At 63.0% G+C, this 11,296-nt stretch carries 11 protein-coding genes and 2 pseudogenes (1 of these 13 running past the window's edge); 2 read left to right on the top strand and 11 right to left on the bottom strand.

Translation table 11 applies throughout. The features are described from left to right. Positions 1–37: 37 nt before the first annotated feature. Both ACFE99_RS13805 and ACFE99_RS13800 read right to left on the bottom strand, forming a co-directional pair. A pseudogene (locus ACFE99_RS13805) lies at positions 38–352 on the bottom strand (SDR family NAD(P)-dependent oxidoreductase); the annotation flags it as partial. 22 nt (positions 353–374) lie between these two features. Beyond that, positions 375–497: a hypothetical protein gene (locus ACFE99_RS13800; protein WP_375486146.1), complete on the bottom strand. Its 123-nt coding sequence runs from the start codon at positions 495–497 to the stop codon at positions 375–377. 256 nt (positions 498–753) lie between these two features. On the opposite strand from ACFE99_RS13800, the gene ACFE99_RS13795 reads away from it, so the two are divergent. Further along, positions 754–879, top strand: a complete 126-nt coding sequence (locus ACFE99_RS13795; protein ID WP_375486144.1) for a hypothetical protein — start codon at positions 754–756, stop codon at positions 877–879. 75 nt (positions 880–954) lie between these two features. On the opposite strand, the gene ACFE99_RS13790 is transcribed toward ACFE99_RS13795, so the two are convergent. Then, on the bottom strand, positions 955–2,502 hold the full coding sequence (locus ACFE99_RS13790) for a class I adenylate-forming enzyme family protein (RefSeq protein ID WP_375486142.1): 1,548 nt from the start codon (positions 2,500–2,502) through the stop codon (positions 955–957). Between the two features lie 122 nt (positions 2,503–2,624). Between ACFE99_RS13790 and ACFE99_RS13785 the strand changes: the two genes are divergently transcribed. Next, positions 2,625–3,026, top strand: coding sequence for a hypothetical protein (locus tag ACFE99_RS13785; RefSeq protein WP_375486140.1), 402 nt, complete (start codon positions 2,625–2,627; stop codon positions 3,024–3,026). Between the two features lie 466 nt (positions 3,027–3,492). Here the strand turns inward: ACFE99_RS13785 and ACFE99_RS13780 are convergent, their stop codons facing one another. From ACFE99_RS13780 to ACFE99_RS13745, 8 genes and pseudogenes are all read right to left on the bottom strand, one after another. Continuing rightward, on the bottom strand, positions 3,493–4,707 hold the full coding sequence (locus tag ACFE99_RS13780) for a CaiB/BaiF CoA transferase family protein (RefSeq protein ID WP_375486138.1): 1,215 nt from the start codon (positions 4,705–4,707) through the stop codon (positions 3,493–3,495). Positions 4,708–5,062: 355 nt separating this feature from the next. Next, entirely contained in the window at positions 5,063–6,553 is a 1,491-nt protein-coding gene (locus ACFE99_RS13775; protein WP_375486136.1) for an aldehyde dehydrogenase, read from the bottom strand. Between the two features lie 11 nt (positions 6,554–6,564). Next, positions 6,565–7,350 (bottom strand): enoyl-CoA hydratase/isomerase family protein, encoded by a 786-nt coding sequence (locus tag ACFE99_RS13770; protein WP_375486134.1) that lies wholly within the window; start codon positions 7,348–7,350, stop codon positions 6,565–6,567. Continuing rightward, positions 7,350–8,954: a class I adenylate-forming enzyme family protein gene (locus ACFE99_RS13765; protein ID WP_375486132.1), complete on the bottom strand. Its 1,605-nt coding sequence runs from the start codon at positions 8,952–8,954 to the stop codon at positions 7,350–7,352. Before ACFE99_RS13765 ends, ACFE99_RS13770 begins: the two co-directional genes overlap by 1 nt. Positions 8,955–8,960: 6 nt before the next feature. Further along, positions 8,961–9,467, bottom strand: coding sequence for an aromatic-ring-hydroxylating dioxygenase subunit beta (locus ACFE99_RS13760; RefSeq protein ID WP_375486130.1), 507 nt, complete (start codon positions 9,465–9,467; stop codon positions 8,961–8,963). A 2-nt stretch (positions 9,468–9,469) separates the two neighbouring features. Then, entirely contained in the window at positions 9,470–10,759 is a 1,290-nt protein-coding gene (locus ACFE99_RS13755) for a Rieske 2Fe-2S domain-containing protein (protein ID WP_375486128.1), read from the bottom strand. Beyond that, positions 10,756–11,205, bottom strand: a complete 450-nt coding sequence (locus tag ACFE99_RS13750) for a Zn-ribbon domain-containing OB-fold protein (protein WP_375486126.1) — start codon at positions 11,203–11,205, stop codon at positions 10,756–10,758. Before ACFE99_RS13750 ends, ACFE99_RS13755 begins: the two co-directional genes overlap by 4 nt. Beyond that, positions 11,202–11,296: pseudogene (locus ACFE99_RS13745) on the bottom strand (thiolase family protein); it runs 1,032 nt beyond the window's last position. The gene ACFE99_RS13750 and the pseudogene ACFE99_RS13745 overlap by 4 nt, the downstream one beginning before the upstream one ends.

Here is an 11,296-nt window from a genome sequence, read left to right as displayed (position 1 = left end):
AACATCCAAAACCACAAACCTTAACCGCCAACTATGCGGAAAACGGGCCTAGGTGGTTGATGCCCATGTGGACCTCGAAGCCGTCGGTTGTGCGGGTCAGCGGAACCGCAAGTACGCCCGCGTTGTTGACGAGCACGTCGACAGACTCGACGGTTTCGGCAAATTCTCGGACGCTGGCAAGATCGGCGAGATCGCGCCTTCGGACCTCGACATCGCCGGTCATTGCCGCAGCGGCCTGCAGACCCTTCTCAGGCGTGCGGCACCCGATCACCACTTGGTGTCCGGCGGCGGCCATCGCGCTCGCGGTCACCCTACCGATGCCACTATTGCCGCCGGTGACAATTATCCGCACGATGCCCAAACCTCTTTTACAACTACTCGAGCATGATCGACGACGTGGCGCCTGCGATGAAGGCTTGTGCACTGGTGGCATCGAAATAGTGGTTGACGCACAGCTCGAGGCGGGAGGTGGGCAAGTGTTCGGGAAGGAACAGCATCGAATAGCCTCGCTGTTCGGGCCCGGTGCGCCACAGCGGCAATGCCTTGGCCGGTGAGGCTGTTCTCCCACGGTTGCGTAATCCTCGCGACATGCATGCAGTTAGGCACACAGACAGCGAATTTCATTGTGAGCCTTTCGATTGCAGCCAGAAACACGGCGGACAGGGTACGGCGGCGTGTACGATGTGAATTCACACTATGACAGTGCACTGCCAAAGGTCAATGGCCACTCGATGTCGCGGATGACTCACCCACATGCCATCCGCATCCTTGCGGCGCGCCCAGATTCGCGTCATCTGGCGCTGCTGGGAAGACGGCATTTCCTATGAGTCCGCCCAACACGCCGCCGCCAAACTCACCCCTACCGCATCTGCCGCCTGAGGTTGGCATAAGAAGTGTCATGGGCACCGTCCTACTAGCTTCCTAAGTGGCCACTCGATGTTCAACTCGCACCGCTTATTCGTTGCGCTCTGCGCTTGTTATGGCAAGAATTTCTTCGCGCAATCTGATTCGCTGGATCTTCCCCATCGATGTACGTGGGATGTCCGTGACGGCGACAAGTTGTTCAGGCGTCTTGAACGGTGCCAATCCGTGGGCACGGCAAAACGCGCGCAGCTCATGCAGCGTGGGAATCGGCGAGTTGTCCGCCAGCACGACTGCTGCGCAGCAGCGTTCACCGCGGTCCTGATCGGGTAGGCCAACCACGGCGACGTCGACGATACTGGGATGCTTGATGAGAACGTCCTCGACTTCCAGAAGCGAGATGTTTTCGCCTTTGCGGATCACGATCTCCTTGAGCCGGCCGGTCACAACCACCTCGCCGTAGGTGCCTTGGATCGCTAAGTCACCGGTGCGCAGAAATCCGGATTCATCGAAGGCATCGGCGTTTTGCGACGAGTCGAGGTAACCGCTGAACATTTGCGGCGCGCGCAGACGCAGCTCGCCTTCGGCCCCCGCGGGCACATCCACGCCATCCCGATTGACGATTCGCACTTGGACACCCGGGCCCGGCATCCATGCCGATCGTTTGCGCATATCGTCGTCATGAAGCGGTGGAAAGCCAACCATCGGACATTCGGTGAGACCATAGCCGTTGACGAGTCCAGCGGCGCCGAGTTCTGTGCGCACACGTTCATCCATGCCGCGGCCTATTGGCGCCCCGCCGCCCGAACAGAAGCGCAAGCGGGGGAACAACCGCGCAGTTCCATGCTGACGCTGGGCAGCCAGGTAAGCGTTGAAAAACAACGTGGCGCTACCCAGAATCGTGGCCCCGGCCGCCGCCATCTCCAGCGGTGTCTTCTCGGGGTCGAAAACATCCACCAGCTGCACGGAAAAGCCAATGCGCAGCGCGGTGATCATGACGGCCGCACCACCGATGTGGGCGATCGGGAACGCGATCGGAAACACATCGTCGGCCTCGAACGGCAAGTCCTTTGACATGGTGTTCGAGCTGGCCCAAACCGATTCGTCGGTGTGCTTGACGGCCTTGGGTTCGTTGCTGCTGCCGGAGGTGAGGTAGACCCATCGCGGGGCGTCCTGCAATGGCAGCGGCTCAAGGCAGCTGCGCTCAGCTCTGGGCAGGGCGACCTCGATTGAGTTGCCCAACGGGACGTCGGTGCAGAAGATCTTAGCGTTGGGGAACAACGCTTCAGCCATCGCTTGATGCGAGAATCCGCGCCACACCGTGGGTGTGAAAACGAATTCAGGCCTGAATTGCCTTGCCACGGTGCGTAGTTCAGCTTCGCGCAGCGACATGATAATTGGGTTCTGGACAGCCCCTATCCGGGAGAACGCGGCAATGAGAACCGCGGCTTCGAGCCCGGTCGGCAGCTGCCAACTGACCCGGGTTCCTCGACCGATGCCGAGCTTCACCAAGCCGGCGGCCGCTGATTCTGCGTGGTCGCGGAACTCCCGAAATGTCAGGCTTCGCCCGTGGGTGTCAAACAGGAACCGACGTTTTCCGAACAGGCGAGCGCCTTGCTCAACGCCGCACCAAAACCGCATCTGAAACTCCTAACCGGCGCCTGCGCGCAGGCCCGTCAGGCACGGGGGGCACCCGACCCGGCGCTGAGCATGAAGCACAGGAGCACAGCAAGCACAGGAGGTCATCTCTACGACGAGTTCGGATGATCACATCGGCCACAACCTCATCCTTCGGCGGCACTGAACTAAGTGCGGGATCGAAACAAGACATGCCACAGGCCCGCCCGGGGATCAACTGGTCAGCCATGACATGGCGCAGAATCTCGTTGGTGGCTTCGCCGACTGCCATCAAGTTTGCTGCTGAATACGGTTCTGTCCCGCGCCCATCGGCAGGCAAGCTCGACGGCCGTCTGGCGATGCCGATGACGCCCGCGGAGTTGGTGATGCCGTTGTGCGTCAGAAAGCCCGCTCGCCCGTGCGGAGCATTGGTGCCCGACGCCGATGAGCCCGTCAGGCGCAATCCGGCGATTGTCGAAATACAGCCCGTGCGTCATCACCTCGATACAGCCGAAAGTAGTTCTACTAGTGTCTTTTTCGATGACTAAGCATGAGATGCCGTCGCGGCCTTCGTTCATACCGATTAATCCCGCCGCTGCCCGCACATCACGCACCGGCTGCGGATACGCATCGAAGACACCCCAATCGAGGAACACTTCGCGCTTTTGGTTGGACCAGTCAGGGTCAAGGTGACGCATCCAACCTCCGGTGCAATGCCTGCCGTGTCGGCCGACCCGACATCAGCCCGTTCCCGAAGCCATTGTCAAGGCGGGCGATCGCGGCTGCAAACAGCTGCGGCCTAAGCGATGGGGCGTGAGCCGCACCAACGTCGATGCCCATGCACCTCCTCTATATTCAGGCTGTCCAGCAGTCATTATAAAGCGTACAGGACCGTCAGAAAGCGTTGGAGGAAGCAGTAGTATTCGCTGGAATTAGTATGTTGTTTCAGGCTACCTGGTGCGCATGTGGTGACGTCGATGTCAGAATGGCAGCCGTTTAGAGCGCACTGGTGCCCTACGACGGTCCAAGCGTGACCACGCCGTCCGCGGCGAGGCTTCGAATGGCGTCGCCGCTGTATCCGAGTTCTTGCAGGATTTCCTCGCTATGTGCGCCAAGAGCAGGGATGTCGCCGAGTACGGGCTGGGTACCCTTCAGTGTTGCCGGCGGCAGTAGCGCCAAGATTGATGCCTTCGGCGTGCGGATCTGCCGCCAGCGACGCCGTGCGGCCAGCACCGGATGCGACCAGAGCTTTTCGACATCGGTCAAGTGTCCGTAGGCGATCCCGGCGGACTCCAGTCGCCCGGCCAGTTCGTCAGCGGTCATCGCGGCGATCGCAGCCTGGATCACCGCTTCGAGTGCGTAGCGATTCGCTACCCGCTCCGGATTCGTGGCGAACCGGGAATCCACGGCCAGAGCCGGCGATCCGAGCACCTTTTCGCACAGGCTGCGCCATTCCCGCTCGTTTTGCACTGCCAGCAGCACCGTCTGCCCGTCACCTGCGGTAAACGGGCCGTATGGGGCGATAGTCGCATGACGCGCGCCGGTGCGGGGTGGCGGTGTGCCGCCGTAATGCGCGTAGTAGGCGGGCTGTGCGACCCATTCGGCCAGCGCCTCGAACAGCGACACCGATATCGGGGCAACACGGCCCGTGGTGGCGCGGACGAACAAGGCGGTGACAATACCGGAGTAGGCAAACATTCCGGCGGCGATGTCGGCGATCGAGACACCGGTGCGGGCGACGTGCTCGGCGGTTCCCGTAACCGACAGCAGGCCAGCCTCGGCCTGCACCAGCAGGTCGTACGCCTTGCGGGTGCACCAAGGCCCCGTCTCACCGTAACCGGTGATATCGCAGACGATCAGTCTCGGGTACTGGGCTGCCAGCGTTTCAGCGTCCAGGCCCATCCGCCAAGCGGCTCCCGGCCCGAGGTTTTGCACCAGCACATCTGCCGACGTCAGCAGCTGGCGCACAATGCTTTGTCCCTGCGCCTGTTTCAAGTCCAGGGTCAGCGATTCCTTGCCGCGATTGAGCCAGACGAAGTAGCTCGAGTCACCGTGCACCTTGTGGTCGTACCCGCGGGCGAAGTCGCCTCCGTCCGGACGTTCCACCTTGATCACCCGGGCGCCAAGGTCCGCCAGCTGCCGCGTCGCGTAAGGCGCTGCCACCGCCTGCTCCAAACTGACGACGCTGATGCCGGACAGCGCAGCATCGGCCTTGTGTTCGTGGGCCAACGGGGATTACCTTTCTGAGGTGCCTATGAAAAGGCGGTGAAAACCTCTGCTGATCGCCGAACCTTTAGCGGATGAAACAGGATAGCTTTTGCGGTGAGGAATATGCATCGTGTCAGAAGCCTGTTGAAATCAGCGCTGTGTTTGCGTGGTCGCCCGGACATGGCGCCAGCGAGCAGAAATGCACGCGCCCGAATCAGGGTGCTTTGAAAATCAGACAAGATCACGCCCATGGTGGCGTCCCGGAAATACACGACTTGCGGGTGCAGGACCGCACGGATCGAAGCGCGCAGTTTTCGGCACCATCCTCCTGTCGCAACCTGCCAACGGACACTGGCGCACGGCAAGGTTTCGCAACTTATCCGAGCGTGAACGGGTCTCGGGTCGCCCCGGACAGCTCCACCCACACAGCTTTGGTCTCGGTGAAATCCTTGACCGCATCGATCCCGTTCTCCCGCCCGATGCCGCTAAAGCCCATGCCGCCGAAGGGAACTTGCGGAGCCACGACTCGATACGCATTGACCCACACCGTTCCCGCGTGCAGCTTGGCGGCCACCCGATGGGCGCGGTGCACGTCTTTAGTCCACACTGAGCCAGCCAGTCCGAACTGGGTGGCGTTGGCGGCAGCCACGGCCTCGTCTTCGTCGGTGAACGTCATCACCGCGAGCACTGGACCGAAGATCTCCTCGGTCACGGCCCGCATCGACGGATTGACCCCCGTCAGTACGGTGGGTTTGACGAAGAATCCACCGAGGTCGGGGTCGGGTTCGCCGCCGTAGGCCACCGTAGCGCCCTGTTCACGCGCAGATGCGAAGTGCGAGAGCACCTTCTCGTATTGCGCAGCGTTTGAAACCGGACCCATCTCGGTCGTCGGATCCTTCGGGTCGCCCAGCTTGATGGTGGCGGCGCGGGCGACGATCTTGTCCACGAGCGCATCGGCGACCCGTTCGTGTACGAGCAGGCGCGAACCTGCTAGGCACGTCTGGCCGGTGGCCGCAAACACGCCGGCGATCACACCGTTGGCGGCAGCGTCGAGGTCGGCGTCGTCGAAGACGACCTGCGCGGACTTTCCACCGAGTTCGAGAGTGAACCGGGTCATGTTCGCAACGGCGGCCTTGCCGACTTCGATGCCGGTGGCCGTGGATCCAGTGAACGCGACCTTGTCGATGCCTGGATGCGAAACCAGCGCCGCACCGGTCGCCGGTCCCCAACCGGTCACCACGTTGATCACACCGGGCGGAAAGCCTGCCTCTACAAAGAGTTTGGCAAACGCCAGGGTAGAGGTCGGCGTGTGATCGCTGGGCTTGACCACGAACGTGCAGCCCGCGGCCAGACCCGCTGCTAGCTTCCACGTCAACAGCAAAAGCGGCGAATTCCACGGCGTGATCGCGCCCACTACGCCGACCGGCTCATGGCGGGTGTAGACGAGATAGTTGGGTTTGTCGGTCGGCGCGACCGCCCCCTGCAGCTTGTCGGCCAGCCCGGCGCAGTAAAAGTAGTAGTCCGGTAGAGAGGACATCTGACCGACCATCTCGCGCATCAGCTTTCCGCCGTCGCGGACCTCCAGTTCGGCCAGGTTGTGCGCTTCTCGCGCGACGAGCTCGCCGAGCCGCCACAGCAGCTTGCCGCGGGCGGTGCCGCTGAACTGGCCCCACGGCCCGTTCAGCGCTTCTCGGGCGGCGGCAACCGCGTGATCGACATCGACTGTGTCGGCGTCTGGTACCCGCGCCCAGGGCCGGCCGCTGAACGGGTCGACGCTGTCGTAGGTGGCGCCGGAGGCCGCGGGCACCTGACGGCCGCCGATCAACAACGTGAATTCGAGTAGTTGCTGGGCTGCTGTTTGCGTCATCGTGGTCTTTCTCACCGGGTCCGGGGTGGCTTCTTGTTGACCCGCGAGTCGCTGCGGCCGTCTCCGGGGTTACCGATGTGGGTGTAGGACAGGCCGTGGCGCGCCGCGATGCTCGGCGGCAGGTCGCGAGCTTCCCACATCGCTCGCACCGTCCCCTCGATGCCCTTGGGCCGGCGGCTGGCAATCTCGGCAGCTAATTGCGCTGCGCGCGAACGCAGTTCGTTGTCCGGCACTATTTCAGTGACTAGGCCGATGCGAAGCGCGGTGGCGGCGGATATGCGTTCTTCGCTGCCCATCAGCGCCCATCGCATCACCTCCCCGTATGGCACGCCCAGCGCGAGCATGCCCATCGGCTCCAGCGCCGACACAGCACCGGAGTTGACGTGGGGGTCGAAGAAAGTCGCGGACTCAGAGCAGATAGCGAAGTCGCATTCGTTGACGAAATACATCGCGCCGCCCGCCACCATGCCGTGCAGCGCGGCAATCACGGGCTTCCACACCCGGTGTGCTTTCGGCCCGAGGAAGGCCCCTGGGTCTTCCTGGTTGAACACCGGTTGGTGGGCCCACCAGGTGCCCTCGGAAACGTCGAGGCCGGTGCAGAATGCGCGCTCGCCGTTGGCACGCAGCACCGCCACCCGAATGTCTTCGTCCTCACGGACCCTCCGCCACACCGCCGCGAGTTCGCGACTCATCAACTCGTTGAAGCTGTTCAAGCGTTCCGGCCGGTTCAGGGTGACAGTCGCCACGTGATCGGCGAGCTCGAACTCGATTGTCTGCAGTTCAGTCAGGTCGGACATCAAGCCTCCTTGCTGTGTGGGGATGTCATCAACATCCTTACAGCCGACTCAGCCACCTGGCTAACCTGGTTAGCTATCTCTCGTTTGAGGATCTTGCCCGCAGGCCCGAGCGGAAACTCGTCGCGGTACTCGAATCGCCGTGGCTGCTTGTAGCCGGCCAGCTCTGCCCGGCACAGCTGCGATAGCTCGGCAGTCAGGCGATGGCAGTCGGTGACGTGGCGTTTGGGGATGACCACAGCGACTGGGGTCTCGCCCCATTCGGGGTGGGGAACTCCCACCACCGCGACCATCTCGACGCCCTCGTGGCGCGCGATGACTCGCTCGATCTCGGCGGGATAGACGTTGAAGCCGCCCGAGATGATCATGTCGGTCTTGCGGCCGGTGATGTGCAGGTAGTTCTCATCGTCGAGGTAGCCCATGTCGCCGGTGCGTAAGCCGTCGCGCCGAAACGTCTCTGCGGTCTGCTCGGGACGGTTCCAGTAGCCGATCGCATTGGCGGGGCTGACGATGACGATCTCGCCGATGTGGCCTGCAGGCAGGCTGTTGCCGTCCTCATCGACGATGCGGATCGCGCACATCGGCGTCTCCTGCCCGCACGACGTGGCGATTGACGTCTTGCCGTTGAGGATGTCGCGGTGGTCCTGAGGGGTCAAGATAGTGGCCTGGCCGCCGCACTCGGTGAGCCCGTAGCGTTGCTGCAAATCGCAGCCGAGAAGCTCCATGGCCCTGCGCGCCAGGCCCGGTGGTACGGGGGCCGAACCGTAGGAGATGCGACGCAGGCTCGACATGTCGCGCTGCGGCCCGGTTTCCAGCAGTGCGAGCGTGCGCTGCAGCATGGTCGGGATGAATGTGGTGAATGTTATTGCGCTGCGCTCGATCTCATCGATCACCGCCTGGGGGTCGAACTTCTGGTGGATCACCATGGTCTGGCCCAGGTATAGCCATGAGACCGTTCGGACCATCCCGCCGGCAGTAAAGAACGGGGTGGTCGCCAGCATGACGTCGGAGCGGTTGGCCTCGGTGACCAGGTTGGTGTCGGCCGCCTGGTACAGCAGCGCGCGGTGGGTATGCATCACCCCCTTGGGGCGTCCGGTGGTGCCACTGGTGTAGAGAATGACCGCGATGTCGTCTGGCGAGATGTCGACGTGGGGTGGGGCGGGCCACGCGTGCGTCAACGCCGTCTCATAATCGGTCACCAACTCGTTGTCGCCCAGCGCCTGACGTCCGCCAATGCCGAGCACGGCCGCCATTTCAAAAAGCTCGCCGATAAACTGCTTCAACTGCTCGGCATGCACGATCGCCGCTCTAGCGCCGGAGTCGTCGCGGACATGAGCGACTTCCTCGGGTGCGAGACGGATGTTGACCGGAACCGCGATGAGCCCCGCCTTGGCCAGACCGAATGAGATCTCCGGCCATTCAATGCAATTGCGGGCGATCACCAGCACCCGATCGCCAGGCATCAATCCGCGGCTATCCAGCACGCTGGCCAGCCGAGAAGATCGGGCATCGACCTGCGACCAGGTGAGGACCCGGTCGCCTTGGACGAGTGCGCGCTTGTGCGGGTAGCGGCGGGCGTTGTTGGTGGCGATGTCTGAGATCAGCATGGGCAATCAGATCAGAAAAGCCAAAGTGTCGATGGGGCCGCTTGCGTCGACGAGGTGCACGACCTTGCGGAGCAACCTGAGTCCGTCCTGCGTGCGGCGCACGGTGTGCGTGACACGGCCGGCCCAATACCGTTGCCGTACACGGTATTCGAACACGGCGAAGTTCGACTCCACCGTGACGGTGCCATCGGTGTCGTCAACGACCTCGCTGTTGGACAGCACCCGTCGCATCACCGACGGCGGCGACTGCGAATGCCGGTTACCGGTATTCAGTTGGGCGACGCGGCTTTTGATACGCCTCCTGTTGTCGTTGATGTAGGCGAGGGTGGTGCGCGGGTCGTCGTCGGGGTGGATCGGAACCCGGTACTCGACGGTGTCGTCGTCGGCCCACAGCGACTCCCACTCCGAGTACCGACCCTCGTCGGCCAGCCGCGCCTCCAGGTATAGAAACGACAAAACCTCGGAATCCGGCAATGGCCGCAGGCTCGGCTGTTGGCGCGCCTCCACAGTCATCGCTAGACCTTCCCGCCGACGACCGCGGCCCATTGCGCATAGAAGCCACGCTGGGGGGTCTCGGCACTCTTATCAGCGTTGACGATGCCGGTCTCGTCCCCGACGTCGGTGTGCATGCCACGCGAGAGCACGAGCCACTCCGGCAGTTCGGCGGCGAGCCCGGCTTGATTGCGCATGCCTATCTCGCCGTCGTCGGCGATTAAAAAGCCCGCCGGCCCCATCGCCCCTTCTGATCGCCGCAGCGTGCGCTCATTGAGCTTGTCCTGCCCCGGGATCAGTACCGCGGTCGTGTACGCGATTGTGCGGTCCACCTCCCGCGGCTCGACGAACATTACATTCATCTCCGCTAGGAACAGATTTGGCCAGATGAGCGTGTGCGGGGGGCCGATCACCAGCGCGTCATGCGTCTGCTCGGGCCCGTAGGCGCGCTCCAGTGCATCGACGTACTCGGGAAATTTCTCGCGTGGGATCCGCCCATACCATACGAATTCTTCGTCGAGCTTGCGGTATTCGTTGCTGTAGTCGATCTCTGAGTGCCCGTTACCCATGTCGCGTACCACCACATCGACCTTTGTGGGTACGTGTGACACCTTCGCCGGCCGCACGGCATCGTAGACCGATGCGTGGGTAAACAGCGCGTGATAGCCGTCGACGTTGTTCTCCACGACCATCTTCCAGTTCGCGTGGTGGAGGTGCTTCATCCAATTGACCCGCAGATCGATTGATCGGGTGGGCGATAGGTTCAGTAGTCGGTCGATGGCTGTGGTCGCCCTGCCCAGATGCTCGGTCAGTGAAATCCCTTCTGATGCACGAGAAGCAAAGATGAACCCACCGTAGCTGTCGACGCGCGGGGCCTGCGCCAGACCCAGCTCGGAGCGCACCTGTGTGAACGCCTCACCGTAGGCTTCACGCATCGGAACACCCTGCAATGCACCGGTGTTGGTAAAGGTCCAGCCATGATAGGGGCACCGAAATGAATTCGCGTTGCCCTTCTCGGCGTTGCATAGCTTGTTCGCGCGATGCGTGCAGCGGTTCAGCAGCACACGTATGACGCCGTCCTTGCCGCGCACTGCCACGACGGGGTCGCGGCCGATCATCCGGGTCAGATAGTCGCCGGGCTCGCTGATCTCACTCTCGTGGGCTACGTAGACCCAGCCTTTCTTGAAGATGGTTTCCATCTCGCGGTCGAAGATCTCCGGCGATGTGTACACCGATCCGTGCACTCGATCGGTCTGCACCACGGTTGTGACGTCGAAATCGTCGACCGCGGCGGCATTGTCCAGAGTCATCATGCAGTGTCCTCCCAGGTCTCGACAGCGGGAATGGCGACATGGCCGAGGCGGCGGTACCCGATGCGCACCGCGGTGCCGATACGTGGCGCGCTGTCGCAGGGCAGCACGGTGGTCATCACAACGCGGTGTCCGCTGGCCAGTTCGACGTCGACGATCGGATACGGGTGCTCGGCGACGACGAGCCCGACTTCTCGACGGTGCATCAGGGTGCAGGAATGCACCACGCCGACCGGTTCTACGGGTGCCCAGCGGCGCCGCGGGCAGCCGCAGCCGTCACAGACCTGCTGCTCGAGTTCCAGCGGCAGACCACAGGAGGCGCAAAACGGCAAGGCCAGCTGCCCGCGCGCCGCGGACTCATACAACGGCCGCAGCACAGGGTCGTCGGCGTCGGGAGTCAGCGCCGCGTCGAGCAGCCAGTCCATCGTCGGGCCGGCAGCCGTGATCATGCCGCCCGCTCCAACACCATCGCCGCGTGGTGGTCCACGCGCCCGCCCAGGCCGCCGACCAACGCGATCGTCGCGCCAGGCACCTGGCGGT

The organism is uncultured Mycobacterium sp. (assembly GCF_964249325.1).
GTDB lineage: Bacteria > Actinomycetota > Actinomycetes > Mycobacteriales > Mycobacteriaceae > Mycobacterium.
Note: the sequence above shows the minus strand (reverse complement) of the source record. Positions and strands in the feature narration are given on the sequence as shown.

What these genes read in the sequence shown, in the direction of transcription:
- ACFE99_RS13800 (WP_375486146.1), bottom strand. Translation starts at nt 497, where the DNA reads ATGCTGTTCCTTCCCGAACACTTGCCCACCTCCCGCCTCGAGCTGTGC.
- ACFE99_RS13795 (WP_375486144.1), top strand. Translation starts at nt 754, where the DNA reads ATGCCATCCGCATCCTTGCGGCGCGCCCAGATTCGCGTCATCTGGCGC.
- ACFE99_RS13790 (WP_375486142.1), bottom strand. Translation starts at nt 2,502, where the DNA reads ATGCGGTTTTGGTGCGGCGTTGAGCAAGGCGCTCGCCTGTTCGGAAAA.
- ACFE99_RS13785 (WP_375486140.1), top strand. Translation starts at nt 2,625, where the DNA reads ATGATCACATCGGCCACAACCTCATCCTTCGGCGGCACTGAACTAAGT.
- ACFE99_RS13775 (WP_375486136.1), bottom strand. Translation starts at nt 6,553, where the DNA reads ATGACGCAAACAGCAGCCCAGCAACTACTCGAATTCACGTTGTTGATC.
- ACFE99_RS13770 (WP_375486134.1), bottom strand. Translation starts at nt 7,350, where the DNA reads ATGTCCGACCTGACTGAACTGCAGACAATCGAGTTCGAGCTCGCCGAT.
- ACFE99_RS13765 (WP_375486132.1), bottom strand. Translation starts at nt 8,954, where the DNA reads ATGCTGATCTCAGACATCGCCACCAACAACGCCCGCCGCTACCCGCAC.
- ACFE99_RS13760 (WP_375486130.1), bottom strand. Translation starts at nt 9,467, where the DNA reads ATGACTGTGGAGGCGCGCCAACAGCCGAGCCTGCGGCCATTGCCGGAT.
- ACFE99_RS13755 (WP_375486128.1), bottom strand. Translation starts at nt 10,759, where the DNA reads ATGATGACTCTGGACAATGCCGCCGCGGTCGACGATTTCGACGTCACA.
- ACFE99_RS13750 (WP_375486126.1), bottom strand. Translation starts at nt 11,205, where the DNA reads ATGATCACGGCTGCCGGCCCGACGATGGACTGGCTGCTCGACGCGGCG.